This window comes from Herbaspirillum chlorophenolicum (assembly GCF_001189955.1).
GTDB classification, from domain to species: domain Bacteria; phylum Pseudomonadota; class Gammaproteobacteria; order Burkholderiales; family Burkholderiaceae_D; genus Herbaspirillum; species Herbaspirillum chlorophenolicum.
Window position 1 is genome coordinate 1 of the sequence record NZ_LFLT01000047.1, and the last position, 26724, is coordinate 26724.

The 26724-nt window shown below is 63.5% G+C and carries 26 protein-coding genes; 8 read left to right on the plus strand and 18 right to left on the minus strand.

The features are described 5' to 3' along the window. Positions 1–95 precede the first annotated feature (95 nt). The gene (gene ssuD / locus AKL28_RS20145) at positions 96–1223 is read left to right on the plus strand and encodes an FMNH2-dependent alkanesulfonate monooxygenase (RefSeq protein ID WP_050470096.1); all 1128 of its coding nucleotides are present in this window, start codon (positions 96–98) and stop codon (positions 1221–1223) included. 7 nt (positions 1224–1230) lie between these two features. On the opposite strand, the gene gcvH is transcribed toward ssuD, so the two are convergent. The 11 genes from gcvH to AKL28_RS20200 form a co-directional block, all read right to left on the minus strand. After that, complete coding sequence (gene gcvH / locus AKL28_RS20150) at positions 1231–1608, minus strand: glycine cleavage system protein GcvH (protein ID WP_050470097.1); 378 nt, start codon at positions 1606–1608, stop codon at positions 1231–1233. 28 nt (positions 1609–1636) lie between these two features. Further along, positions 1637–2242, minus strand: a complete 606-nt coding sequence (locus AKL28_RS20155) for a peroxidase-related enzyme (protein ID WP_050470098.1) — start codon at positions 2240–2242, stop codon at positions 1637–1639. Positions 2243–2253: 11 nt separating this feature from the next. Further along, positions 2254–2772 (minus strand): CMD domain protein, encoded by a 519-nt coding sequence (locus AKL28_RS20160; RefSeq protein WP_050470099.1) that lies wholly within the window; start codon positions 2770–2772, stop codon positions 2254–2256. Continuing rightward, the gene (locus AKL28_RS20165) at positions 2769–4079 is read right to left on the minus strand and encodes an acyl-CoA thioester hydrolase/BAAT C-terminal domain-containing protein (protein ID WP_050470100.1); all 1311 of its coding nucleotides are present in this window, start codon (positions 4077–4079) and stop codon (positions 2769–2771) included. The genes AKL28_RS20160 and AKL28_RS20165 overlap by 4 nt, the downstream gene beginning before the upstream one ends. A 4-nt stretch (positions 4080–4083) precedes the next feature. Next, positions 4084–5670: an ABC transporter substrate-binding protein gene (locus AKL28_RS20170; RefSeq protein ID WP_050470101.1), complete on the minus strand. Its 1587-nt coding sequence runs from the start codon at positions 5668–5670 to the stop codon at positions 4084–4086. 72 nt (positions 5671–5742) lie between these two features. Continuing rightward, positions 5743–6759, minus strand: coding sequence for an ABC transporter ATP-binding protein (locus AKL28_RS20175; RefSeq protein ID WP_050470102.1), 1017 nt, complete (start codon positions 6757–6759; stop codon positions 5743–5745). Further along, positions 6752–7756: an ABC transporter ATP-binding protein gene (locus tag AKL28_RS20180; RefSeq protein ID WP_050470121.1), complete on the minus strand. Its 1005-nt coding sequence runs from the start codon at positions 7754–7756 to the stop codon at positions 6752–6754. The genes AKL28_RS20175 and AKL28_RS20180 overlap by 8 nt, the downstream gene beginning before the upstream one ends. Beyond that, positions 7753–8688, minus strand: a complete 936-nt coding sequence (locus AKL28_RS20185; RefSeq protein WP_050470122.1) for an ABC transporter permease — start codon at positions 8686–8688, stop codon at positions 7753–7755. The genes AKL28_RS20180 and AKL28_RS20185 overlap by 4 nt, the downstream gene beginning before the upstream one ends. A 32-nt stretch (positions 8689–8720) precedes the next feature. After that, positions 8721–9695, minus strand: a complete 975-nt coding sequence (locus AKL28_RS20190; protein ID WP_050470103.1) for an ABC transporter permease — start codon at positions 9693–9695, stop codon at positions 8721–8723. Further along, entirely contained in the window at positions 9692–11152 is a 1461-nt protein-coding gene (locus AKL28_RS20195; RefSeq protein ID WP_050470104.1) for a SidA/IucD/PvdA family monooxygenase, read from the minus strand. The genes AKL28_RS20190 and AKL28_RS20195 overlap by 4 nt, the downstream gene beginning before the upstream one ends. Positions 11153–11224: 72 nt before the next feature. After that, positions 11225–12160 carry a LysR family transcriptional regulator gene (locus AKL28_RS20200; protein WP_050470105.1) on the minus strand — a complete coding sequence of 312 codons (936 nt, stop codon included), beginning with the start codon at positions 12158–12160 and terminating at the stop codon, positions 11225–11227. Positions 12161–12385: 225 nt separating this feature from the next. Between AKL28_RS20200 and AKL28_RS20205 the strand changes: the two genes are divergently transcribed. The 5 genes from AKL28_RS20205 to AKL28_RS20225 all read left to right on the plus strand — a co-directional run bounded on the left by AKL28_RS20205 (position 12386) and on the right by AKL28_RS20225 (position 18316). Beyond that, the gene (locus tag AKL28_RS20205; RefSeq protein WP_050470106.1) at positions 12386–13576 is read left to right on the plus strand and encodes an aminotransferase class V-fold PLP-dependent enzyme; all 1191 of its coding nucleotides are present in this window, start codon (positions 12386–12388) and stop codon (positions 13574–13576) included. 216 nt (positions 13577–13792) lie between these two features. Beyond that, positions 13793–14803: a methionine ABC transporter ATP-binding protein gene (locus AKL28_RS20210; protein WP_050470107.1), complete on the plus strand. Its 1011-nt coding sequence runs from the start codon at positions 13793–13795 to the stop codon at positions 14801–14803. Further along, positions 14800–15471: a methionine ABC transporter permease gene (locus tag AKL28_RS20215; RefSeq protein ID WP_082221592.1), complete on the plus strand. Its 672-nt coding sequence runs from the start codon at positions 14800–14802 to the stop codon at positions 15469–15471. The genes AKL28_RS20210 and AKL28_RS20215 overlap by 4 nt, the downstream gene beginning before the upstream one ends. A gap of 36 nt (positions 15472–15507) precedes the next feature. Then, positions 15508–16299 carry a MetQ/NlpA family ABC transporter substrate-binding protein gene (locus AKL28_RS20220; protein ID WP_050470108.1) on the plus strand — a complete coding sequence of 264 codons (792 nt, stop codon included), beginning with the start codon at positions 15508–15510 and terminating at the stop codon, positions 16297–16299. Between the two features lie 400 nt (positions 16300–16699). Next, a complete protein-coding gene (locus AKL28_RS20225) occupies positions 16700–18316 on the plus strand; it encodes a hypothetical protein (RefSeq protein WP_156226415.1) in 1617 nt (538 codons plus the stop codon). Between the two features lie 77 nt (positions 18317–18393). Here the strand turns inward: AKL28_RS20225 and AKL28_RS20230 are convergent, their stop codons facing one another. The 7 genes from AKL28_RS20230 to AKL28_RS20260 form a co-directional block, all read right to left on the minus strand. Further along, positions 18394–19569 carry a CaiB/BaiF CoA transferase family protein gene (locus AKL28_RS20230; protein WP_082221594.1) on the minus strand — a complete coding sequence of 392 codons (1176 nt, stop codon included), beginning with the start codon at positions 19567–19569 and terminating at the stop codon, positions 18394–18396. Between the two features lie 15 nt (positions 19570–19584). Next, complete coding sequence (locus AKL28_RS20235; RefSeq protein WP_050470112.1) at positions 19585–20550, minus strand: hydroxymethylglutaryl-CoA lyase; 966 nt, start codon at positions 20548–20550, stop codon at positions 19585–19587. A gap of 185 nt (positions 20551–20735) precedes the next feature. Continuing rightward, positions 20736–22022 carry a TRAP transporter large permease gene (locus AKL28_RS20240; protein WP_050470113.1) on the minus strand — a complete coding sequence of 429 codons (1287 nt, stop codon included), beginning with the start codon at positions 22020–22022 and terminating at the stop codon, positions 20736–20738. Further along, positions 22006–22668: a TRAP transporter small permease gene (locus AKL28_RS20245; protein WP_050470114.1), complete on the minus strand. Its 663-nt coding sequence runs from the start codon at positions 22666–22668 to the stop codon at positions 22006–22008. The genes AKL28_RS20240 and AKL28_RS20245 overlap by 17 nt, the downstream gene beginning before the upstream one ends. Continuing rightward, on the minus strand, positions 22665–23675 hold the full coding sequence (locus AKL28_RS20250; protein WP_082221593.1) for a TRAP transporter substrate-binding protein: 1011 nt from the start codon (positions 23673–23675) through the stop codon (positions 22665–22667). Before AKL28_RS20250 ends, AKL28_RS20245 begins: the two co-directional genes overlap by 4 nt. A gap of 74 nt (positions 23676–23749) precedes the next feature. Beyond that, positions 23750–24709 (minus strand): SMP-30/gluconolactonase/LRE family protein, encoded by a 960-nt coding sequence (locus AKL28_RS20255; protein WP_050470117.1) that lies wholly within the window; start codon positions 24707–24709, stop codon positions 23750–23752. 296 nt (positions 24710–25005) lie between these two features. Beyond that, positions 25006–25962, minus strand: a complete 957-nt coding sequence (locus AKL28_RS20260) for a LysR family transcriptional regulator (protein ID WP_050470119.1) — start codon at positions 25960–25962, stop codon at positions 25006–25008. A 193-nt stretch (positions 25963–26155) separates the two neighbouring features. Here AKL28_RS20260 and AKL28_RS24615 point away from each other — a divergent pair, with 193 nt between their 5' ends. Continuing rightward, positions 26156–26506 carry a hypothetical protein gene (locus AKL28_RS24615; RefSeq protein ID WP_156226416.1) on the plus strand — a complete coding sequence of 117 codons (351 nt, stop codon included), beginning with the start codon at positions 26156–26158 and terminating at the stop codon, positions 26504–26506. After that, positions 26506–26724 (plus strand): transporter substrate-binding domain-containing protein (locus AKL28_RS20270; RefSeq protein ID WP_156226417.1); only part of this gene is annotated, 219 nt, incomplete at its 3' end. The genes AKL28_RS24615 and AKL28_RS20270, both read left to right, overlap by 1 nt.

The window sequence follows — 26724 nt, forward strand, 5'->3', positions numbered from 1 at the left end:
AAACACATTCACCAACTAAGCAAATGCAAAAATATTCTTAGCCACAAAAAACCAGCAGCGCTCTAATAACAGACTGCCTATAAATAGAGCCCTCCATGTCCCTCAACATTTTCTGGTTCCTCCCCACCTCAGGCGACACCCGCTACCTCGGCACCTCCGACTTCGGCCGCGCGCCGACCATCGACTACATGCGCCAGATCGCCGTCACCAGCGAGAACCTCGGCTACGACGGCCTGCTGATCCCCACCGGCGCATCTTGCCTCGACCCGTGGGTGGTGGCCTCCAGCCTGGTGCCGGTGACGCACAAGATCAAGCTGCTGGTGGCGCTGCGCACCTCGCTGGGCGGCCCCTGCCCCTCGGCGCGCCAGGCCGCCACGCTGGACCAGGCATTGAACGGCCGCCTGCTGCTCAATGTGGTGCCGGGCGGCGACGCCACCGAACTGGAAGCCGATGGCGTCTTCCTCAAACACGACGAACGCTACGAAGCCGCCGACGAATACCTCACCATCTGGCGCCGCTTGCTGCAAGGCGAAACGGTGGACTACGAAGGCAAGCACTTCCGCATCCGCCAAGGCCAGGTATTCCATCCAGCGCTGCAGAAACCCTATCCGCTGCTGTATTTCGGCGGTTCCTCCGACGCCGCCCACGACTTGGCCGCCAAGCATGTGGACGCCTACCTGACCTGGGGCGAACCGCCCGCCGCAGTCGCGCAGAAAATCGCCGACGTACGCGCGCGTGCCGCGAAACAAGGGCGTACCGTGCGCTTCGGCGTGCGCCTGCACGTGATCGTGCGCGAGACCAATGAAGAAGCCTGGGCCGATGCCGAGCGCCTGATCAGCAAGCTGACCGATGAGGACATCGCCAACGCACAGAAAAATTACACACGCATGGATTCGGTTGGGCAGCAACGCATGGCCGCGCTGCACGGCGGCCGGCGCGACAAGCTTGAGATCGCCCCCAACCTGTGGGCCGGCGTGGGACTGGTACGCGGCGGCGCCGGTACGTCATTGGTAGGAGATGCCGCCACGGTGGCCGAGCGGCTGCAGGAATATGCGGACCTGGGGGTGGACACCTTCGTGCTGTCCGGCTACCCGCACCTGGAAGAATCGATACGCTTCGCCGAACTGGTGTTCCCATTGATCGGCAAGCAAGCGGTCACCTTGCGCGACCGCGCGCAAACCGGCGGCGCTTTCGATATCCGCGCCGCACGGTCCGCCTCCTGAAACAAGGTCAGGAAATCAGCTTCAGATAACCCGCCGCGTCGAGGAAGCCCTCTGTCGAAAACGGCGCTGCCGGCCTGATCTTGAAGATCCACTGGTCGTAGGGTGCATCATTGACGGCATCCGGAGTTTCCACCAGCGCCTCGTTGATGGCAACGACCTCGCCGTCCACCGGCGCATGCAGGTCGGATGCCGTCTTGTTCGACTCCACGATGCCGCACTCCCCGGTGCGCCTGACCTGCGCGCCGACGGCCGGCATTTCCACATACACCAGCGGCCCCAGTTGCTCCTGGCCGAAATCGGTAATACCGACGGCGAGCGTGCCGTCTTCCTCTACCTTGACCCATTCATGGGTCTCGGCATAAACGAGATGGTCTGGAATCAACATGGGGTCTCCTTTTCTTGTTTGACAAAGATCACTGCGCTTCGGCCTTGCTGCCGTCCGGGAACGCCGGCTCGCCCAGGTTCAGCATCAGGCGGTTGGCCCAGGCGAAGATGGCGATCGAGTGGATCAGGTCCAGCACTTCCAGATCGTTCAGGCCAACGTCCTTCAACGCCTGGATCTTGGCCGCGTCGACCGCGTCCGGCTGTTCGGTCAGCTCGGCCGAGAACTTGGCGATGGCTTTCTCGCGCGCGTCGATGCCCGAACCGTAGGGGTTGTCGAATACCTGCTGCACCGTATCGTTGCGCTTGGCCAGTTGCTCGAAGCGCTGCGCATGCACCGATGCGCAGTACACGCAGCCATTGATGCGCGACACCACCAGCGAGCCCAGTTCGCGCTCGGCGCGCGACATGCCGCCCGGCGCATACATGATGGCGTTGAAGGCGGCCGAACGCTGGCGCAGGATGTCCGGCTGGTGCGCCAGGAACAGGTAGTAGTCCGAGGTCTTGGCCTTGGGGTTGCTCTCTTCCAGCACCTTGATCTGGTCTTCGGTCGCATCTTCCAGCGCGATCACGTCCAGCCAGGCGTCCCAGTCCAGCGATTCGTTGGTGAAGCCGTTCGATTTGATGACGTTGCTCATGTCGGTCTCCTTCAGTTGGCTGCAGCCTTCATCGCCTTCAGGCCGGCGATCACGCGCAGCTGGTAGGAGATGAATGCGATCAGTTGCGACAGCGCCACCACGGCCGGCGTGCTGATGCCGGCGGCGGGCAGTTTTCCGATGGCGGCCTTGTCGCCTTCCACCGGGCGCTGGGTCAGCGCGCGGGTGAACACCAGCATGGCGCGCAAGCGGCCTTCGGCAAGCTGCTCCGGCTCGCCGCTGTCGGCTGCGGCCAGTTGTGCCGCATCGGCCGGCAAGGCCTGCAGGCGTGCGCGGTAGTGCGCAGCGAGGTCGGCGGCGCCGGCCAGGCGGCAGGCGTACAACGCTACCAGCAGGCGCTCGTCCAGGGTTATGCCTTCCAGAGCAGGATCGAACAAGGTGTCGTAGCTGCCCTGGGTGGCGGCGGCGACCTTGTCGCGCTGGTGGCGCAGGGTGTGCAATGCGTCGCCGGCCTTCAGGCCGACGAGCTGGTCGATGACATCGTTGTTGATGTCGTAGACAGGTGTGCTCATGTGAGATCCTTTCGAGATGAATGCTTGGCGAGCGCCGCGCGCAGGAACTGCTGTGCGTGCTGCCATGAATCGAGGTCGGCGCGGGCATTGGCAGAGGGCTCGCCGCCGCCGGTGCTGATGCGGCCCGAGACCGGATGCGCGTAACTTGTCTGCGTGGTCGGCACGAACGGGAACAGGATGGAATGCCCGGCATTGGCATAGTCGCGCCATACCACCGGCCACGGATGCTGTACTTCGGCCAGCTTGCCGCTAACCATGCGGCAATACACGCTGGAGGGCCAGGAGCCGTCATCGGTGGCCGACAGCAGCAACACCGGCCCCTGGATGCGTTCCACCGGGATACGGGCGCGCGCCACGGCTTCTTCGTCTTCCAGCGCCGTCAGCATCGCCAGCTCATGACGATGCGGCGACGGGCCTTCGTCGAAGGGTTTCCAACTGGCGGTGCGGTTGCCTTCCCACTGGTGCGGCAGCGGCTGGCCGCGCAAGAGCCAGGTCGGCTCTTCGCGTCCCACCTCCGGATCGGCCGCGTTCTGGCCGCTATGCACCAGCGCGCTAGGCACGTAGGCCAGCACCGCCGACACCTTCTGCGGGAAGGTCGCGCCCAGCAGCAGCACCAGCTCGCCACCGCGCGACTGGCCGCTGATGGCGACGAAGTCGTCCTTCGGCTGCACCTCGGCACGCAGCCAGTCGAGGCCGCGCTCGAAGTATTCCAGCGGCGTGTTGGAGATGTAATTGGACAGCCCCGGCGCCTTGAAATAAGCCAGCGCAAACGCCGCATAACCGCGCGAAGCGTACAGCGCCGCACGCGGCTCGTTGATGCCGCCGCCCGAACCGTTGACGATCATCACCGCCGGATGCGGGCCGGGCGCGGCCGGCAGGAACAGCGTGCCGACCAGGCCTTGCTCGCGTACTTCGCGCCGTATCACGCCTTCAGCCGCCAGGCGCTGCACCAGCTCGGCGCTGGCCGCTCCCTGTGTGCCGGAAGCCGTGATGGCAGTCACCAGCGGCGCCGTCACGTCGGCATGGAAGTTGTCGCGCTTGCCGGCCTGCAGCGGCTGTTGCGACCACAGCAAACCCATCGGGTCGATGCCGCCATAGTCGCCGTCGAGGGCCGGGCTCATCGCAAGGTCGACCTCGCCCTGCGCATCGGCGATGAAGCAGGCGCTGCTGGCCCACTCCGCGCCGTTGCGCACGGTCGAGGACGACACCCGCACCGTTTCGCCCGGCGCCACGCCGCGCACGACGATGCGGCGCGGCACGTCGATCAGGTCGTCGGCCGGGGTGACGGCGATCGAGAAGCTGGACATGGCCTTACTTCTTTTCCTGGGTGACCATCATGGCGGTGGTGCGGTCGCTGCTGACCGGCGTCACCTTCAGGCCCTTCTTGGCGGCCCAGATGTTCTGATAGTGGTACAGCGGGATCACGCCCACATCGTCCGACACCACCTTGGCCGAGGCGCGCAGGATGGCTTCACGCTTGGCCGGGTCGAACTCGGCGGTGGAATCGGCCAGCGCCTTGTCCACGGCAGGATTGCTGTAGTGGTTCCAGTTGGAAGCGCCGATGCCCTTCTTGGCGTCGACCGAGCCCAGCACGTTGACCAGCGCATAGCTGGCTTCGCCGGTGCCGTTGCCCCATGCCAGTACCGACACCGCGAACTCGTTCTTGTTGGCGCGCGAAGAGTAAGACGCCCACGGCAGCACCTCGACCTGGGTCTTGATGCCGATGCGGGTCCAGAACTGGGCCACCGCCTGCATGGTTTCCGGCGCTTGCGGGTAACGGTCGTTAGGCACGTGGATGGTCAGCTTGAAGCCGTCCGGGAAGCCGGCTTCGGCCAGCAGCTTCTTGGCCTGGGTGGCGTCGAACGGAATGTTCTTGATCTCCGGGTTGTAGCCGAAGGTATCCGACGGCATCCACTGGTTGGCCTCGGTGGCTGCGCCTTGCAGGATGCGGTCGATCACTGCCTTGCGGTTGATCGCCAGCGACATGGCGCGGCGCACACGCACGTCCAAGAGCGGGTTCTTGTCCAGCTGCTTGCCGTTGTTGTCGGTGATGTACGGGCTCGGGCCTTCATGGAAACTTGGCTGGATCAGCAGCACGCGCAAGCCGTTGTACGGGTAGACCGTGACGTTGGGCGACTGCTTGAGCTTGGCGATGTCGGACACCGAGACCTTGTCGATCACGTCCACGTCGCCCGACAGCAGCGCCGCGGTACGCGCGGCGGCGTTGTTGATGTAGCGGTAGTTGACCTTGTCCCACAGGGCCTTGCCGCCCCAGTAGCCGTCGCTGCGCTGCATCACCACGCGGTCCCCCGGGGTGTAGGAGACGAACTTGTAGGGGCCGGTGCCGACCACGGCTGCGCCGCTGTTGTAGTTCTCGGTCTGCGACTTTTCACCCACATGCTTGCTGACGATATGCACCGAAGCCAGGTTCAGCGGCAGGTCGGGATTGGGGATATTGGTCTTGATCACCAGCGTCAGCGGGTCCTTGGCGGTGACCGATTCCACCGTGCGCAGGTAGCCGGCGAAGGTCGCCACGCTGCCCGGCACATTGCGTGCGCGCTGGTAGGAGAAGATCACGTCGTCGGCGGTAAAGGGCTTGCCGTCCTGCCACTTGACGTTGGGACGCAGCTTGAACTCCCAGGTCTTGGGGTCGATGTTCTTCCACGACACGGCCAGGCCGGGCTGCAGTTTGTTGTAGTTGTTCTCGACCAGCAGGTCCCAGAAATGCAGGTCCACCGAACGGTCGCCGGCGTGGTTGTTCAACTGCGGGTCCAGCGAGGACAGCGGGTCGGCGAAGGCGATATTCAGGTTCTGCGCGCGGACAGCGTCAGCAGCCGAAGCCAGGGCTACGCCGGTCAGGGCGACTGCCAGCAGGCGGGTCAGGAGCGTCTTTTTCATGAGCTTGTTTCCTCTGTTGTGTATCAGGTTGAAAGCAATCAGGTCATCGGTACTGCGGTCATGCGTTTTGATTCAGCCACCGTCGTTGAGGTGGCAGGCGCTCATGTGGCCGGGCGCGATTTCCTTCAGGGCCGGCGCCTCTTCGCGGCAACGCTGCGTGGCATACGGGCAGCGCGGGTTGAAGTGGCAGCCGGAGGGCGGGTGCAGCGGGCTGGGGATCTCGCCCGTGATCGCCGTGAATTCTTTCCTGCGCGCCGACAGGCGCGGCACCTCGGCCAGCAGCGCCTGGGTGTAGGGATGGTTGGCATGGCCGAACAGCTCCTGCACCGGCGCGCTCTCCACCACCCGCCCCAGGTACATGATCACCACGCGGTCGGAGACATGCTCCACCACGCCGAGGTCATGGCTGATGAACAGGTAGGTCAGGCCGAGCTGCTCGCGCAGGTCGGCGAACAGGTTCAGGATCTGCGCCTGGATCGACACGTCCAGCGCCGCCACCGCCTCGTCGCACACCAGCATGCGCGGCTGCACCGCCAGCGCGCGGGCGATGCCGATGCGCTGGCGCTGGCCGCCGGAGAACTGGTGCGGATAGCGGTCGCGCAGCGCCGGGTCGAGCCCGGCGCGCATCAACTGGCGGCACACGTAGTCGTCAAGGTCGCCCTCGACCTTGCCGTTGACCTGCGCCGCCTCGCCCACGATCTGGTCGATGCGCAGGCGCGGGTTGAGGCTGGCGTAAGGGTTCTGGAAGATCATCTGCACGTCCAGCCGGGCGGCCTCGCGCTCGGCGCGCGTGAGGGCGGCGCGGTCGCGCCCGCCCACCAGCGCCTGGCCGTCCGACGGATCGAGCAAGCCGCAGGCGATACGGCCCAGCGTCGACTTGCCGCAGCCGGATTCGCCGACCAGCCCGACCACTTCGCCGGGCATGACCTTGAGGTCGACATGGTCGAGCGCCCGCGTGACGGCCGGCGCGCGCGCCCAGCCGCGCTGCTGCAACTGGCGTCCCAGCCAGCCGGCACGGCGTTCGCCGAAGCGCTTGCTGACGCCGCGCGTTTCGATGATGGGAACGGCCTTATGTTGCACGTCATGCATGTTGTGGCACCTTCGATTCATGTTGCGCCGGATGGAAGCAGCGCACCAGGCGCCCGGCCAGCGGCTCGCTCATCGCCGGCGCCGCCAGGCATTGCTGGCTGACCCGCTCGCAGCGCGCGGCAAAAGCGCAGGTCGGCGGCAGGTGCAGCAGGTTGGGCGTCATGCCCGGAATCTGGCGCAGGCGGCTGCCGCGCCGGTTGTTGCTGGGCAGGCTGCCGATCAGGCCTTGCGTGTAGGGGTGCAGCGGCGCGTCCAGCACGGCATCGACCGCGCCCTGCTCGACGATGCGCCCGGCGTACATCACCGCCACTTCGTCGGCCAGTCCGGCCACCACCGACAGGTCGTGGGTGATCCAGATCAGCGCGGTGCCATGCTGGCGCGCCAGCTTCTGCACTTCCGACAGGATCTGCGCCTGGATGGTCACGTCCAGCGCGGTGGTCGGCTCGTCGGCGATGATCAGGTCGGGCTTGTGCAGCAGCGCGATGGCAATCGCCACGCGCTGGCGCATGCCGCCGGAGAGCTGGTGCGGATAAGCCTGCAGCCGCTCCTCGGGGCTGGCGATGCCCATCATGCCCAGCGTGTCGCGCGCCAGTTCGCGCGCCTGCTGGCGACTGACCTTGCTGTGCGCCAGCACGGCATCGACCATCTGCGCCTCGACCTTCAGCACCGGGTTGAGCGTCATCATCGGGTCCTGGAAGATCATGGCGATGCGGTTGCCTTGCAGCTCGCGCAGCGAGACCCTGTCCAGCGTCACCAGGTCGCGCCCCTGGAACAGCACCTGGCCGCCGACGATGCGGCCCGGCGCATCGACCATGCCGAGGATGGAGAAGCCGGTCACGCTCTTGCCCGAGCCGGATTCGCCGACCAGGCCGAGGATGCGGCCGCGCGCAATCGACAAGGAAACGTCGTCCACCGCCGGCAGCACGCCATCGGGCGTGAAGAAATGGGTGCGCAGGTTGCGCACTTCCAATGTAGGGATATTGTTGGGCGCGCTCACTTCTGCCACCTCGGGTTCAGGATGTCGCGCAGGCGGTCGCCTACCAGGTTGATCGCCACGATCACCACCAATAGCGTGATGCCCGGATAGAAGCTGATCCAGTACTCGCCCGAGAGCATGTACTGGTAACCGTTGGAAATCAGCAGGCCCAGCGACGGTTCGGTAATGGGCACACCCAGGCCGAGGAAAGACAGCGTCGCCTCCAGCGTGATGGCGCGCGCCACCTGCAGCGTGCCGATCACGATCAGCGGCGGCAGGCAGTTAGGCAGGATGTGGCGCACCATGATGCGCCATGCCGACAGGTTCAATCCGCGCGCCGCCTCCACATATTCCTTCTGCCGCTCGACCAGCGCCTGGCCGCGCGCGGTGCGGGCATAGTAGGCCCACTCCAGGACGACTAGTGTGATCATCACGTTCATGATGCCCTTGCCGACATAGGCCAGGATCAGCATCGCCACCAGGATGGACGGGAAGGACAGCACCAGGTCGGCCAGGCGCATCAGCAGCGTATCGGCCTTGCCGCCGGCATAGGCCGCCAGCAGGCCGACCAGCGTGCCGATAATGCCGGCGATCAGCGCCGAGCCGACGCCGATGCCCACACTGATGCGCAGGCCGTAGAGGATGGCCGAGACCAGGTCGCGGCCCTGGCCGTCGGTGCCCAGCCAGTAGGTAAATGTGCCTGCGCCATTGGCCGTGCCGGGATGCAGGCGCGCATCCATCACGTCCAGCTGCATCAGGTCATAGGGGTTCTGCGGCGTGATCCACGGCGCGACTATCGCGGCCACGATCAGCAGCAGCACGATGGCCAGGCCCAGCATGGCCGACCGGGAAGCGATGAAGTGGCGGATCACCCGGCGCCAGGGCGACTCGCGGCGCGGCGCGACGAAGGCGGAGAGCTCGGCAATGCGCGCCCGCACCTGTTCCTGCGTCATGGTCTGGGCCTGGATACCTTGTTCTTGCGCGCTCATGCCTTGGCCTCCACCCGCACGCGCGGATCAAGAATCTTGTAGAGCACGTCCACCACCAGGTTGATGGTGACGAACATGCACACGATCACCATCAGGTAAGCCACGATCACCGGGCGGTCCAATGCATTGATGCTGTCCAGGATCAGCTTGCCGGCGCCTGGCCAGGCGAAGATGCTTTCGGTCACCACCGCGAACGCGATGGTGGAACCGAATTCCAGGCCGAGCACCGTCACCAGCGGAATCAGCGTATTGCGCAGCACATACATCAGCACCACGCGCGCCGGGCTCAGCCCCTTGGCGCGGGCGAACTTGACGTAGTCCATCGGCAGCACCTCGCGCACGTTGGCGCGGGTCAGGCGAATCACCAGCGAGATCTTGAACAGCGACAGGTTGAGCGCCGGCAGGATCATGTGGCGCCAGCCATCTGCGGTCAGCCACGACCACTGGATGCCGAACAGTTCCGCCGTCTGGCCGCGCCCGCCGGAGGGCAGCCAGCCCAGCGAGACCGAAAAGGCCATGATCAGCATCAGACCGATCCAGAAGGTCGGCAGCGAAAAACCGAAGATGCTGCTGGTCATCACCAGTTTCGAGAAGGGATGGTCGGGCTTCATGCCGGCGAACAGGCCCAGCGGGATGCCCACCAGCACGGCCAGGATCAGCGCGGCGAAGGCCAGCTCCAGCGTGGCCGGCAGGCGCTGGAAGATCAGCAGGATGGCCGGCGAGTTGTATACGAAGCTGTTGCCCAGGTTGCCGTGCAGCGCGCCGCCCAGGAAGGACAGGTACTGGCGCCACACCGGCTGGTCCAGGCCGAGTTCCTGGATGATGCGCAGGCGGTCGACCTGGTCGACGTCCTGGCCGATCAGGATGTCGACCGGGTTGCCGATCAGGTGCAGGCCGAAGAAGACGATCACCGTCATCAGCAGCACCACCATCAGCGCCTGCAGCACGCTCTTTGCGATGGCCATGGTCATCCCGGCAGCTCCCATTCGGACGGGGTCCACTCGTCGCCGACCAGTTCGGGTTCTTCGTAGGCCTCGATATTGCGGTAATGGTATTCCACATCCTCGCCATACAGCAGGGAAGCAATGCCCTGCGCCAGGCGGTAAGCGCCGTCGCTGATGGCAGGGATGTCGCCGGAGACGGTGCCGTGGCTGGCCGTGGCCGGATAGCAGAAGCAATGCACGCGGTCCAGTCCGGGCAGCGCGCCGGGAGTCTTTTCCTGGAATTGGAACACCGGGCCGAGGTAAGGCGAATCGGCCAGCTCGGCATCCTCGTCGCCGGCCGGCGGCGTATAGCGCTCGCTCCAGGTCAGGATGTGCTTGCCGATGGCGGCGAATTCGGGGCGCACGCTCCAGTCGATGCGAAAGCCGGTGGAGAAGAACAGGAAGTCCAGTTCCAGCGGGCCGCGATTGGTGTCCAGCCGCAGCGTGCCATCCGGCTGGACGGCGACATCCCTGATCGCGGTGCCGAGCAGGAAGCGCGCATTGGCAAAGCGAGAGACGCGGCGGGTGCTGCCCGATGGAGGCGGCACCTGCTGCGCGTTGACGTAGTGGCGGATGCGCCATTTCCATTCGTCCGGCAAATGAAGATGGCCGTTGACCAGGCCCGGGTTGCCCGAGCCCTTGCCCTTGTTGACGCGCGGCAGTTCCTTGCGGCGAATCAGCAGGTCGACCCGCGCCGCCCCCTCTTCCAGCGCGGTGGCTGCACTGTCCATGGCCGACGAGCCGCCGCCCACCACGCCCACGCGCTTGCCTTTGAGCGTGGCGTAATCGAGCACGTCGGAAGAGTGCGCCCAGCGCGCACGCGGCAGCTTGTCCACCAGCGGAGGCAGGTAGGCGCCGCCCAGGCCGTCGCGGCCGGTGGCCAGCACCACGCGGCGCGCCAGCACCGACGATTCGCCCTGCGGCGACGCCAGCTTGAGTTCGACCACGCCGTCGGCGCGCGGCAGCACGGCCAGCACGCGATGTTCGTTGCGGATATCCAGGTGCATGACGCGGCGGAACCAGCGCAGGTAATCCATCCACTGCATGCGCGGGATCTTGTCCAGCTCGTCCCAGGCCTGCGCGCCGAACTGCGCTTCGAACCAGGCGCGGAAGGTCAGCGCCGGAAAGCCCAGCGCGGGGCCGGTCAGGGTCTTGGGCGAGCGCAGCGTTTCCATGCGCGCGGTAGTGGCCCAGGGGCCTTCGAAATCCTTGGGGGACTGGTCGTAAATGACATTGGGAATGCCCAGGTGGCTCAAGGCCACCGATGCCGCCATGCCGGCCTGGCCGCCGCCGATGATGGCCACGTCGAGCACCGCCACGCCATCGCGCTCGGTCTGCGGCGTCCATGCCTTGCCGGGCAGCGCCAGCCATTCGATGTCCTGGCGCAGGCGCGCCTCCAGCGCGGCCAGGCCTTGCGGCGCAGCGATCGATTCCCTATTCGGCATGTGGCCCCCTTAAAAGCGAAAAATAGACGTAGCAGGCAAACCCCTCGGGCCGCCTGCCATCGCCTGCATCAGTTATAACAATTCGTCATGCTCGGCCGCATCCCGTTTGACGAAGCCGTGCAGGATGGTGCGCGCCACGGTTTCGACCGCGTCGATCAGCGCCAGCGTGGTGCCCTCGACCGGCCGGCCGAACGGCGTCACCACGCCAAAGTAAAACGGGATATCCACCGCCAGCGGCTTGGCCACCAGCCCTTCGATGGGCATGCCCAGCGCCGTGATCGGCTCCACCAGCGCTACCCCCAGGCCGGCGCGCGCAGCCATGATGGCGTTGAAGGAAGTGTTGGTGTCGATCGCCACATCCAGCGGACTATCCTCGCCCAGCGCGGTTTCGATGCGCTGGCGCAGGCGGTAGCGGTTGGACATGGTGATCACGCGTTCGCCGCGCAGGGCCGCGCGCGTGATCTTGTCTTTCTTGGCCAGCGGATGGTCGGCGCGCATCACCGCCACGCAGGGCGCTTCGCCGATCCAGTGCAGGTCGAGCCCGCGGTGCGCCACCGGCAGGCTGGTCAGGCCCAGGCTGACGGTACGGTGCAGCACCGCATGCACCACCTGCTCGGCCGACGCGCTGCGCAGGTGGATATGCTCGGGAAACGCCGAACTGCCCTGCGCCACCAGTTGCAAGGCCGCAGGCGCGATGGTCGAGGCCAGCGCCGGAGTCGCCACCAGATGCACCGGCTGCGCCTCTTCCCGGCCGATCTCGGCGGCGCGCTCGCGGATGCTGCGCAGGCCGACCAGCGAACGCTCCACCTCCTCATATAACAGGAAGGCCTTGCCGGTCGGCGTCACCCGTGGCCCGTTGCGGTCGAACAACGCATAGCCCAGTTCCGCCTCCAGGTCACCGATGGCCTTGCTGATGGCGGGCTGCGAACGGCCGAGGCTACGGCCGGCGCCAGTCACGCTGCCGATCGTCATTACCGCCGCAAAAGCTTCCAGCTGGTTGAGGTCCATCAATGTCCCGGGTCAAAAACTATGCATATGATTTTCGGATTATAGGTTTGTATTTATTCTATTTCAGTATAATAATTTTGTATAAGCTAATGTAGGAAGCTCAAGGCCGGGCAGGAATGGCCATACTCCCTGCCTGGCTCGCCATTTCATCTTGCTTTTCAGGCAAGACTTGGCGCAATGCCGAATCCCAATGCTGCTTTTCCTGGACTTCCTGAATCCGCCGTCATGAACGCCCCTGCTCCCTGTCGCCCGCCTGCCAGCCTGACTTTCCCCATTTATCTGGACTACGGCGCCACCACGCCGGTCGATCCCCAGGTCGCCAGGATCATGTGCGACTTCCTTACCGAAAAATTCGGCAACGCCGCCAGCAGCTCCCACCCCTTCGGCTGGGAAGCCAAGCGCGCGGTGGAAAAGGCGCGCGCCCAGGTGGCCGGCCTGCTGGGCGCGCAGCCCGGCGAGATCGTCTGGACTTCGGGCGCGACCGAATCGAACAACCTGGCCATCAAAGGCACGGCCCAGGCGCTGGCTCACAAAGGCCGCCACCTGGTCACGGTGGCCACCGAGCACAAGGCAGTGCTGGACACCATGCACACGCTGGAACGCGCCGGCTTCGAAGTCACCTTCCTGCAGCCCGGCGAAGATGGCCTGGTCACGCCGGAACAGTTCCGCGCCGCGCTGCGCCCGGACACCATCCTGGCCTCGGTGATGTATGTGAACAACGAGATCGGCGTGATCCAGCCGATCGCCGAACTGGGCGAGATCTGCGCCGAGCGCGGCATCGTCTTCCACGTGGACGCGGTGCAGGCGGCCGGCAAGATCGCCGTCGACCTGGCGCGCCTGAAGGTCGACCTGATGTCGGTCTCCGCGCATAAGGTCTACGGCCCCAAGGGCGTCGGCGCGCTGTACGTGCGCCACCATCCCGAACTGAAGCTGGAAGCCCAGATCGACGGCGGCGGCCATGAGAACGGCATGCGCTCCGGCACGCTGGCCACGCACCAGATCGTCGGCATGGGGGAAGCATTCGAACTGGCCGGCAAGCTGCTGGCCGAAGAAAGCGCGCGCATCCGCGCCCTGCGCGATCGCCTGTGGAACGGCATCAGCGGCCTGCCCGGCGTGCAATTGAACGGCTGCGCAACCAACCGCGTGCCGCACAATCTCAACGTCAGCTTCCCGCCCACCCGCTACGGCACCCTGGCCAGCCAATTGCTCGGCATTGCGGTGTCGGCCGGCTCGGCCTGCAACTCGGCCGCCGCCCTGCCTTCCTTCGTGCTGCTGGCGATCGGCCGTTCGCCCGAAGTGGCGCGCAACGCGGTGCGTTTTTCGCTCGGCCGCGGGACCACCGAGGCCGAGATCGATTATGTGGCGGCAACAATTCGCCAAATAATGGCAGTGGATGTTATTGGCGACGGCGCTTGAGCGCGGTCTCTTTTATCTCTCCGTGAGTGCGCCGGACGCTTGAAGAAAAAATTAACCAACGAACAATATTCTTCACTCCCGGCGACCCCTTCCCCACGGTTAACACGGATTCCATCCATTCTTAATCGCTTTTGCTCATAAGCAAAAAACAAATAAGAACTTCCCGCCTAAATAACAAAAAGTTAGACTTGCTCGGTCTCATCAAAACTGACCACCGTGATCCGCATCGAGCACCTCCATAAAAACTACCAGGCCGGCAAGCGCGACATCGTCGCCCTGCAAGACATCAACCTGGAGATCGCCCAAGGAGAAATCTTCGGCATCATCGGCCGCTCCGGCGCCGGCAAAAGCACGCTGATCCGCACGCTGAACCTGCTGGAGCGCCCTGACAGCGGCCGCGTCCTGATCGACGGCGAGGACATCACCGGGCTCGGCCACGATAGCCTGCTGGAGCTTCGCCAGCACATCGGCATGGTGTTCCAGCATTTCAACCTGCTCAATGCCAAGACCGTCGCCCAGAACATCGACTGGCCGCTGAAGATCACCGGCCGCTACAGCCGCGAGCAGCGCAACCGCCGTGTCGACGAACTGCTGCAACTGGTCGGCCTGGAAGCGCACCGCGACCAGTATCCGTCGCAACTGTCGGGCGGGCAAAAGCAGCGTGTCGGCATTGCCCGCGCGCTGGCCAATTCGCCGCGCCTGCTGCTGTGCGACGAGGCGACCTCCTCGCTCGATCCGGAAACCACCCAATCCATCCTGCGCCTGCTGCTGGAAATCAACCGCAAGCTGGGCCTGACCATCGTCCTCATCACGCACGAGATGCAAGTGATCCGCAACATCTGCGACCGCGTGGCGGTGCTCGATGCCGGCATCGTGGTCGAACGCGGCACCGTGGTCGATACCTTCCTGCGGCCGCGCCATGCAGTCACGCGCGCGCTGCTGTCGGAAAGCCTCGCATTCGACGAAACCCTGGCGCCCTATACACGCCGCGCCGACGGCAAGCTGGTGCGCCTGACCTATGCCGGCGAACTGGCGGCCCAACCCATCCTGTCGCAACTGACTGCGGCCACCACGGCGCTGGCGACCATCGTTCAAGGTACCGTGTCGCGCATCAAGGACACGCCCTATGGCCAGTTGCTGGTGGAGTTTTCCGGCGACGAGGAAGCCGTGAGCCAGGTGCTGGAACGCCTCGATACCTCCGGCATCGACCATGAGGTGCTGGCATGAGCGCGCTGATCGACTTGTCGCAGATCGACTGGAGCGAGGTGTGGGACGCCACGCTGGAAACCCTGGCCATGACCGGCGGCTCGCTGTTCTTCACGATATTGCTGGGCCTGCCGCTGGGCATCCTGCTGTTCCTTACCAACCGCAAGCAACTGCTGGCGCAACGCGGCGTGTACCTGGTGCTGTCGCTGCTGGTCAACGTGCTGCGCTCGGTGCCCTTCCTGATCCTGCTGATCGTGCTGATCCCGTTCACGCTGTGGCTGGTGGGCACCTCGCTGGGCGTGACCGGCGCCATCCCGCCCCTGGTGATCGGCACCGCCCCCTTCTTCGCGCGGCTGACCGAAAGCGTGCTGCGCGAGATCGACCGCGGCGTGATCGAGGCCTGTACCGCCATGGGCGCGCGGCGCCGCCAGATCATCTTCGGCGCGCTGCTGCCCGAAGCCCTGCCGGGCTTGCTGGCAGCAGTCACCATCACTGCCATCACGCTCATGTCGTATGCCGCGATGTCGGGCGTAATCGGCGGCGGCGGCCTGGGCGACCTGGCGATCCGCTACGGCTACCAGCGTTTCCAGACCGAGGTGATGGTAGTCACCGTCGCCATCCTGGTGGTGCTGGTGCAGTTGCTGCAATTCTTCGGCGACCGCCTGGTGCTGCGCTTTACCCGTAAATGACCTTTTGACCTCTCACAACAAGACTGGAGCAAATACATGTCCCGCAAACTGATCCCCCACCTGTTCGCCGGCGCCGCATTGGCGCTTTCCATCGGCGCACATGCCGCCGACAAACTGGTGATCGCCGCCACCCCGGTGCCGCATGCCGAAATCCTGGAACATATCAAGCCGGCCCTGGCCAAGGAAGGCATCGACCTGCAGGTGAAGGTCTTCACCGACTACGTGCAGCCGGCCGCGCAAACCAACGAGAAGCAGGTCGACGGCAACTTCTTCGCCCACCTGCCGTATATCGAGCAGTTCAAGAAGGCGCACAAGAATGACGTCGAAGTGCCGGTCGCCAAGGTGCACGTCGAGCCCTTCGCCGCCTATTCGCAAAAGTACAAGAAGATCGCCGACATCCCCAATGGCGCCACCATCGCCATCCCCAACGACCCATCCAACTCGGGCCGCGCCCTGTTGCTGCTGGCCCGCAACGGCCTGATCAAACTGAAGGACAGCTCCAACATCTCGTCCACCCAGAAGGACATCATCGAAAACCCGAAGAAGCTGAAGTTCCGCGCACTGGAAGCGGCCACGCTGCCGCGCGTGCTGAACCAGGTGGACGTGGCGCTGATCAACACCAACTACGCACTGGAAGCCAAGCTGAACCCGGTCAAGGATTCGCTGTTCATCGAAGATGCCAACTCGCCCTACGCCAACCTGCTGGTGGCGCGCGAAGACAACAAGGACAGCCCCGCCATCAAGAAACTGGTCGCCGCGCTGAACTCGCCTGACGTCAAGAAGTTCATCGAAGAGAAATACCAGGGCGCCATCGTTCCGGCGTTCTAAGAAAAAGCACGAGTCCCGATGACTCCCTAAACCTGCCATCCATATCGCCAGCCCCATGGCGGCAATAAAAGCGTATCGAAGTCCGCGCTAGCGAGTTCACTGCAAGGCCACGGAATGATCCGTGGCTTTTTTTTGACCGCACGATACGAAGAAATTACCTTTCATCCTGCATGAATATAGCGTGACAGTCGCAGCTCAAGTACTGAACATCTGGCGCCCCCGTTGGGACATTAAGGCGCTTGAAACGTCCATGATCGAATCGGCAATATCTTCCATCACGTGCAACAAAAACATTTCCTGAAAACATCATTCATTTAGATGTTGCCTCCTCCCATCGCCCTCCCTATTATTTATCCCTAATAGGCCGCATAAAAATTTCAACAACAGCGCTGGGGGTAGTGTGAAAAAAAGCTATAAATATGAATCTGCCGTTGCGTTTTTATTTTTGGCAACCTTTCTCACCGGATGCGCATCTGGTGCAGGTAGTGCGGCATCGAGGAATTCGGACGACAAAAAGAACTTCTCCATCGCAGTAAAGCCAGTATTACATTCCGCAGACACAGACCCTAGGCAATTGAATGACCTGTATATCCGTCTCAGGGCCTCACCTCCTGAAATGCAGGAAAGTGTCAGCTTCGAAGAAAAAAGCTTCGTTCAATTAATGAAGAAAAAGATCGGGGCATACCTGTACAACGATGTCCAGACTCTTGCGGTTACATTGAACGGCAGTATCGATGGAAAAGATTTCGGGAAACGTTCTGTCGTGATGCTCAACATGCACGATAAGAACGAACCCGTATACGGAGACTACTACCTGACTCCCTATTTCAGAACATCGAATGCTCTCATCATGCAGTGGGACAGGTCATGGAGCCAATCGGTCGACACGCATGCATTCTCTGCCGCTGTTGTTGCATTGAAGGCGCTCACCAGCATCTATGCCCCTAACGGGGTCATCTTTCAGGCAATGGCCAGCACCTCCGACCTGAACCAGAAAATTAAAGACGTCGACACCAAACTCGGCCAGGTTTTCAGCGACGCGGATACCCACAGCGATGGCAATCAAGCTATCGACCCAACCAAGGTCAAGGGCTTTGGCGTCTATTTCAATGAAGAAAAATCACCAGCAATCAACGTTGAATTTGATTATAGGGAGTCGTTACTGTCCTCATCGCCAGAAGGCAAGGCCACCGGAATTTTACCTCGCCCTGAGGCCATCAAAGGTTGGCGACAGTCGGACGGAAGCATGTTGAAGACTTTAATCCAGGGGAACGACGATCAGAGCGATCTGATGAAACTGATCAACAAGAATACGGCTCAAGGCTACGCGCAATTTTGCGAAGACGCAGCCACCCTTCTGGCCAACAAAGGCTACAACTATATCGATAGTGCGGCCATTCTTTATGCGTATCTCAAAGACTCCACCTGGAACAAGAATCTGGCGATGCGGGACGATGGTGATTCCTGCCTTACCAAGATCTCGGACGGATTAGGAAAAATCAATAATCCGGCATTCAAACTGGCAGAATCAGGCGACATAATCGTCAAGATAGATAATGAAAGAATCGGGATAGTCAATAAATTCAACAGTGATAATGGCCTGTGGAAAAAAGTTCTTCCGTCCAGACTTCAAGCTCCTACAGTGGCATTCATGAACTCGTTTGCAACAGACGAGGTCACTTTGCTTTCCGTCAAATACGATTTCCAACTGGGCGATTCCATCATATTGAAAGCAGGCGTCCCCACATCCATCTCCACGCCTGATCTGACCAAAGCCCTGCGTGCCGCAAAGCTGACCAACAACAAAGACAAAGCAATAAAGGATGGCATTATCGACGACTCCTGCTTTTCAATCGACAAAATGCCTAACTCTCGGTTCAGGGGTTTCTGCTTCTATCCAAATGATGGTGATCGCGCCACTACGATGGAGTTCGAATTCAATGCAGATTTTTCCGCTGCGCCAACTGCCAAAGATCCGTTACTAAGCAAGATCACCTTCTTCCCCAGTTCCCCATAATAAAAATGCAGGCCGAATCCAAGATGTAAACCCTGCACGGCCACGGAGCAATCCGTGGCCTTTTTTTCCGCGTCCGTTCACGCCGCCGACGACAACGGCTTTCCATCCTCCGCCAGCCCCAGCTCGCGCATGATCTCCGCCGTATGCTGGCCGTACTCCGGCGCCGGATGCCGCACCACGCAAGGCGATCCCGACAGCTTGACCGGGAAGCCCACCATCTTCACCTGGCCGTGGCCGGGATGCTCGATGTCCAGCACCATCTCCTGATGCAGCATCTGCGGGTCGCGCATGACTTCGCCGATGTCCTGTACCTTGCCGCAAGGCACGCCGCCTTCGTTCAGGCGCCGTATCCAGTTGGCCTGGGTGTCGCCGCTGAGCTGTTCGTCGATCATGGCGTTCAGTTCCTTGCGGTGGAACATGCGCAGGGCGTTGGTCTTGAAACGCGGATCGTCCATCAGGTGCGCCAGCCCGATCAGCGTGAGGAAGCGCAGCAGGATCTCGTCGGTGCTGGGCGCCACGGCGATCTCGCCATCGCTGGTCGAGAACAGTCCATAGGGCGCGGTGATCGGATGGTCATTGCCGGTGCGCTGCGGCAAGGCGCCGGTGGCCAGGTAATCCGAAGTCAGGTAGGCGAACATGCTGACCATGCCGCCCATCATCGACGAGTCCACCCGCTGCCCTTGCCCGGTCCGGTCGCGCGTGCGCAGCGCGTTGACTACGCCATAGGCGGCATACAGCCCGGCTACCAGGTCGGTGATGGGCGGCGCGCTGCGTATGGGCGGTGTGCCTTCCGGGCCATTGGTGCTCATGAAGCCGCTCATGGCCTGGATCACGAAATCGAAGGCGGGACGGTCGGCATACGGCCCTGACGTGCCATAACCGGTGATGCTGGCCACCACCAGGCGCGGATTGAGCTGGCGCAGGCGTTCGTCGTCGAAGCCCATCTCGGCCAGCACGCCCGGGCGGTAGTTCTCCACCAGCACATCGGCCGTCTGCAGCATCCGCGCCAGGATCTCCTTGCCGCGCGCGCTGCGCAGCTCCAGCGCCATCGAGCGCTTGTTGCGGTTGAACGAGGCGAAATACCAGGAGAGCTCGTTGACGCGCGCGCCCGCCTTGCGGATCGGGTCGCCGTCGCGGCCGCTTTCTATCTTGATGACGTCGGCCCCCATGTCGCCCAGCAGCATGGTGCAGAACGGGCCGGACAGGATGCGCGTCAGGTCGATCACCCGCACGCCGGACAGTGGCTGTTGCATCGGCATCCCCTCTCCTCAGCCGGCCGCGGTCGGAACCGCGTCGGCGGAATGCAGCTTCAGGCGCGGCCCGGCGCGCAGCATCTGGCCCGGCAGCCGCTTCTCCAGCGACTGCTCCATCATCAGCGCCACATCGATGGCGCCGCCGAGGTCGATACCGGTCTCGTAGCCGCTCTCGGCCAGCAGGTAAAGCAGGTCTTCGGTGCAGATGTTGCCGGTGGCGCCGGCGGCAAACGGGCAGCCGCCCAGCCCGCCGCACGACGAGTCGAAGCGCCGCACGCCCTCCTCCAGCCCGACCACCACGTTGGCCAGGCCGACGCCGCGGGTGTTGTGCAGGTGCAGGTTGAGCTTGATGCCTGGGAAGTGCTGCCTGAGCAGGCGCACCGTCTGCCGCACGTTGTTGGGCGTGGCCATGCCGGTGGTATCGCCCAGCGTGATGTGGTCGATGCCGAGGTCGAAGTAGGCATGCACGATGCGCAGCAGGTTGGACTGGTCGATCTCGCCTTCGAACGGGCAACCGAAGGCCACGGCGGTGCCGCCCATCACGTCCTTGCCGGCCGCGCGCAATACCTCCACCACCGGAGCGAAACCGGCGATGCTGTCGTCGATGCTGCGGTTGAGGTTCTTGCGATTGTGGGTTTCCGAGACGGAAATGAACAGCATGCCCGCATCCACGCCGGTAGCGGCGGCGCGCTCGGCGCCCTTGACGTTGGGCACCAGCGCCGACAGGTAGGTGCCTGCGCGGCGTTCGATGCCGGCCAGCACCTCGGCCGCATCGGCCAATTGCGGCACCGCCTTGGGCGAGACGAAGGAAGTGACTTCGATCTCGCGCATGCCGGAGGCGATCATCTTGTTGAGGATCTCGATCTTGCGCGCGGCCGGGATGATGCGCGATTCGATCTGCAAGCCGTCGCGGGTGCCGACCTCGACCACGTCGACCCAGTTGCCGGCGCGTGTTGCTTGTGACTGGTTTGCGTCTTTCATGTCCATTCCTTGCTTGTGTTGCGGCCCGTCGGGCCTTGGTTGTGAAGTCGGCGCCGGCGACTTTCGGTTGCCGCAGGCGCGAGCAGGCCCCGGAGCCCGGCGCCAACGCGCCGGCCCATGTGCTTGCCGCTTCGGGAATTGCCGCCGTCCTGTCGACGGCGCGGTTTATGTGTAATCGAGGGTGTTCATCTCACCGCCATATTGGGAAGCCAGGTGACCAGTGCCGGGAACACCGAAATCAGCACCAGCACCACCAGCGACCAGCCCAGGAACGGCAGCGTCTCCACCGCCACCGACCAGATCCGCACGCGGCCGATGGCCGAGGTGATCAGGATCAGCAGGCCTACCGGCGGATGCAACATGCCGATCATCAGGTTGATGATGACGACCGTGGCGAAGTGGATCGGGTCGATGCCCAGCGCGGCCTGGATCGGCAGCAGCGTGGGCACGAACATCACCAGCGCCGGCAGTGGCTCGAACACCATGCCCACCAGCAGCAGCATCACGTTGACCACCAGCAGCACCACCAGCGGGTCCTTGGAAATGCCCAGCACGGTTTCCGAGATCATGGTGGCGATGTGGGCTTCGCTCATCAGCCACGAGAACGGCCCGGCTGCGGCCAGCAGGAACAGGATCACCGCCGAGGTCTTGCCGGCCGAATAGAACACGCGGCCCAACTGCCTGAACTTGAGGTCGCGGTAGATCAGCAGCCCCACCGCCAGCGCATAGATGCAGATCGCCCCGGCCGCTTCGGTTTCGGTGATCACGCCCGAGCGGATGCCGCCGACCACCAGCACCGGCACCATCAGTGCCCAGATCGCGATACGCGTGGTGCGCACCTGCTCCCGCCACTGCACACGCGGCTTGGCCCGGTAGTTGTGCTTGCGCGCCATGTAGGCGCAAATGCCGACATAGCCGAAGAACAGCATCAGCGCCGGAATGACGCCGCCGATGAAGAGCTTGGCCACCGAGATGTTGGCGATCACCGCATACACCACCATCGGGATCGAAGGCGGCAAGATCGGCCCCAGCATGGCCCCGGCCGCGATCACCGCCGCCGCGTAGCCGGGCTTGTAGCCCTCGCGCTTCATTGCAGGAATCAGCATGCCGCCGGTAGCGGTGGCGTCAGCCACCGCCGAGCCCGAGATGCCGGCCATCACCAGGTTGGTGGTCATCGCCACTTGCGACAGGCTGCCGCGAAAATGGCCGACCATGGCGGTGGACCATTCGACCAGGCGGCGCGTCAGGCCGCCCTGGTTCATGATCTCACCGGCCAGCACGAACAGCGGCACCGCCACCAGCGCGGCACTGTCGACGTTGGAGACCAGCGTCATCGGCACCATGATGGGGTCGACCGCATCGCCGGCATGCAGCAGCATGCCCGCCAGCGCCGCCACGATCATCGAATAGCCGACATCCAGCCCGACCATCAGCAGCAGGAAAAACAGCAGAACACTAAGCGCGATGATCATCTTGCTCCCCTTCCGGTTCAAGTTCCGGATCGAGCCGGAAGCGGCCGCCGGTCAGCCGGTTGGCCAGGCGCAGCAGCAAGTAGGCGATCAGCGTACCGATGCCCACCAGCAGCGCCAGGTACATCACGTCATAGCTGAACGCGGTGCCCATGATGGTCTGGAAGGAGCCGACCTCCATCAGGCGCACACCGACCACCACCAGCAGCACCGACACCGCCAGCGTGCACAGGTCGAGCACGACGTTGACCACGCCGCGCAGGCGTTGCGGCGCGAAGTGGTTGAGCAGCTCGATGCGCACGTTGGCGCGGTCGCGAATGCCGGCGGCGATGCCGAGGAAAGTCAGCCACACCAGGCCGATGCGGGCGAACTGGTCGTAGGTATCGAAGGAAGACTTGAGCAGGTAACGGTCCACCACCTGCCCCACCGTGAACGCCAGCACCACTGCCAGCGCGGCCACCAGCGCAGCCTGGTTGACACGGTACAGCAGGCGTGCCGGCCAGACCACAGGCGCTTCGCGCCGGGCGCCGGCCTCGTCGTCGTCCGGCATTGACGCCGGCAGCGGCTCGCCCTTGCCGCGCTGCGGCTCACGCTGCGGCGGCAGGGGCTGCCCGGCCAGCGTCGAATGGAAGGCTTCGCTGATTTTCATTTGTCGCCCTGTATCTGATGGATACGCTCGACCATCCCCTTGGGCCACAGCTTGCCGTCATAGGGCGCCTCGACGCCTTCGAAGGCCTTCCTGAAGGCAGCCTTGTCGGGGACGACATAGGTCGCACCGGCCTTCTTCAGCACGTCGATGCTGTCCTTGTCGAACTGCCTGGTCAGTTCGGTGGCAACGGCGCCGGCTTCTTGTGACGCTTTCTTGAACATGGCGCGGTCCTCGTCCGACATCTTCTTCCACAGCCGTTCGGAAACGAAGAAGCCGACGATCTCATACACGTGATCGGTGGCCGACCAGTACTTGGCCGCTTCGTAATACTTGGCCGGCATCGCCAGGTCGAAACCGTTGTCCTGGCCGTCGACCATGCCGCGCGAGAGCGCGTTGTAGATTTCCAGCATGCCCATCGGCGTCACCTGCACGCCGATGCGGTCGAAGGCGGCCTTGAGGATCGGGATGGTGGGAATGCGCAGGCGCATGCCGCGCAGGTCCTCAGGCGTCCGGATCGGGCCCTTGATGGTCTGGATGGCGCGCGCCGAGCGTTGCCCCCAGGCGCCGAACACGCGCACGCCGGAAGTCTGCGCCACCTTGTCGTAGATGCCGTTGAACTCGTCGTTGTTGAGGATCTTCTCGGCCCACTCGCCATTCTTGAAGAGGTAAGGCACGTAGATGATGTTGAGCGGCTCGCCGCCCTTGACGAAGCTGATCGAAGACAGGCCGAAATAGCCCATGTCCACCGTGCCGATCTGCATCGCCGACAGCAATTGCGGGATGTCGCCCAACTGGCCGTCGGTATAAATGCTGACCGTGTACTTGCCGTGGCTTTCCTTGTCCACCACTTCCTTGAACTTCATCAGCGCCTTGTGCCAGGGGCTGCCGTGGATGGCGATGGTGGCCATCTTGATGGTCTTGGCCTGGGCCGACGCCGCGGCGGGCAGCGCCGCCATCGCTGCCGCGGCGCACGCAGCCGCTAGCCAGCCTAGAAACTGTCTTCTCATGTCTTGTCTCCTGTCGTTATGTATTCCTGCCCGGTCTATGCCGGCAGGTTAAGAATAAATATCGCGACCCGCCGTCAGAACTCCCAGTGCACCGGCTTGGCGCCGGCCACCGGCGAACGGAAACTGCCGACCTGGCTGCCGAACAGCGAGGCCAGGTAGACCGTCTTCAAGTCCGCTCCGCCAAAGGCGATGCCCGACAGGTTGGCCAGCCGGCGCTGGCCGCCGGAGTCGAGATGGGTGCGGCTGTAGCTGCCGTCTTCGAATGCCTGTTCCACCTGCTCCAGCCAGGCCGGGTCGGCATCCTGGATGACGGTATGCTGCTTGCCGTCCGGTGTGGCGCGGATCACGCGGTTGCTGACCACGCTGACGATCCACACGCCGCCTTCGGCATCGAAGGTGAAGCCGTCCGGGAAGGTGCCTGCGCCGTATTGGGCGAACACTTCCTTGCGTCCCAGGCTGCCATCGGCGCGGATCGGGAAACGGCTGGTGCAGCGCGCGATGGTTTCATTCACATACAGCCATTCGCCGCTGGGGTCGACGATGGCTTCGTTGGTGAAGCCCATGCCTTCGGCCACCACCCGCGCGCCGCGTTCGTCCATGACGACGATGTAGCCGTCGGCATGTCCCTTCTTCATCGATTGTTCGCGCGGCACCAGGTGGGTGCTCACGGTGACCCAGGTGCGTCCCTTGCTGTCGATGCCGACGAAATTGGTGGGTTCCAGCTTTTTCCCGTGGACTTCCAGCAGGCGCGGTGTCATGGCGCCGTCTTGCGCCATGTGCCAGACGCCGCCGCCCGGGCCGAGGTCGGCCATCAGGAACGTACGGTCGGGCAAGAGCGCGATGCCGTTGGGCATGAATCCCTCGGGCGCGTTCTTGGCCATGATGCGTTCGCTCTTGCCATTGGCGCGGACGATGTTCACGCCGCCGCGCTTGTCGGGCAGGAACAGGTCTCCGGAGCGCGTGGCCAGCACGCATTCTCCACGTTGAATATCTTCCCCGACGAACGCGATGTCGTCGACGCTCAAGTTCAGCATGCTTGTCTCCTGGTTTTTTGTTGTCCATCACAAAAGCGTGGTCGGAGATGGCCGGCATCGCACTGCAACAACGCGCGCGGCCCCGGCCAATGCCGGGCTTGCCGCTGCAAGCCTCTCGTCGTCCGGCTCTGCGGCCGGTGTCGGGAATCATTCTGTTGTCTGTACGGCAGGGAAACAAGCAATCATTGAGCAAGACCCCCATCTCCAAACAAGATGGCTGGCGCGCCCAGCCGTCTCCTGTGGCGATTCCTGGCGACGATGCGGCGATTGTTGCGGCGGCTGAATTATTTCCGTGTTCAGCGTCCCTGCCCGCCGCGATGCATGGACATGGCGTCGTACATGCTGTTCTGCAGCCGCGCCTGTACGCCGCACTGCTTCATGTGCTCGACGAATGCCCTGGATGCGGGTCCGAGCGCGTTGGCATCGCGCACCGCAATGCTGATCATGGGATGCGCCCAGGCGTCGGTCAGCGGCAGGAATTTCAGCTTGAACGTCTCACCGTGCGAATGGGCGAAGAACAGCGGCACCACGCCCACTCCCATGCCGCTGGCCACCATACGACAGATCGTCTCGTACGACAGCACGCGGATGTAGGTGCGCTTGGGCAGGTTGAGGTTCTGCGCGGCGTTGTCCAGCAGCGTGGCCATGCCACTGCCGCGATACAGCTCCACCTGGTCGAACTCCAGCGTATCGGCATACGACAGCTGCTTCTGGGTAGACAACGGGTGGCCGGCCGGCATCACCACCGCCAGCGTCAGCACGCGGTAGGGAAAGGCCTGCAATCCTTCCAGGCTGGAAATCTCGGGCGCGATGCCGACATCGCACACGCCATCCACCACGGCGCGGAAGATGGCCGGCGTGGAGGCTTCCTCAAGGTCGATCTTGATGCGCTTGTGGGCGGTAACGAAATCCTGGATATCGCTGGGCAGGCGCGAGGACAGCGACGACACCGTGGCCAGCACCTTGACCCGGCCACGCACACCCTCGACGTATTCGGACATCTCGCCATACATGCGGTCCATCGCCTGCAACAGCATGCGCGCATGGTGCTGGAAAGCCTCGCCGGCCGGCGTGGGCGTGACGCCCTTGACGCCGCGCTCCAGCAGCGGCACACGGAACAGCGCTTCCAGCTCGGAGACGCGCTTGCTGACGGCAGAGGCGACGATGCATTCGCGCGCTGCGGCCTTGGCGATGCTGCCCTCTTCGATGACGGCGAGGAATAATCGTGCTGAAAACGGATCGATGTTGCGCATGTATGGCGTCTCCTGGCTGGCCTTGATACCGGGCTCTGTCGGCCCGTTTCGGTCTGGCGGTGCGCTCCAGTATAAGTTGACATCAACGGCCATGCCTGCGGGCACGGTACCGGCGCGAAAAGATAAAGTCGCGTGCAAGAGAAAACCGGCCCGCGCTTTGGAACATCCCCGGTCATTGCGCACCGAATTCGGGATGAAGCAAACGCTGAAAACGAAATCCGCCCGGGTACTGTCGCCACCCGCTTTCCCGGCACGCAGGAAAAAATTGCGAGCAGGCACGCTAATGGTGAGAACACGCCCCAGGTTTGCACCGGCATGCGATGGCTCCGCCCCCATGCGCGACATGGGAATCATCCTCAAGGCTGGCACAGTAATTGCGAATGAGAACGGGCGCGATATCGTCCCCCGTGAACACAAGAGGGAGACGCTCATTGCGGCGCAGATGGGCCAGCCCCTTCTCCGCCGGCATCCGCATGCATGGGCGGCACTCGGCACTTCGTACCGGCGCCGCAAAATCAAGGCACTTATTTTTAAGGAATCATGATGAAGTTTGCAAAACCGGTGCTGGCCGCTTCTTTCGGCCTGTTGTCGATTCTCTCCATCCACGCCCGCGCCGACGCGTTGGCCGACATCCAGAAAGCCGGCGTGGTGCGCATCGCCGTGCCGCAAGATTTTGCACCGTTCGGCTCGGTCAACGCCGACTTGCAATTACAGGGCCTGGATATCGACGTCGCCAAGCTGATCGCGCAAAAGATGGGGGTG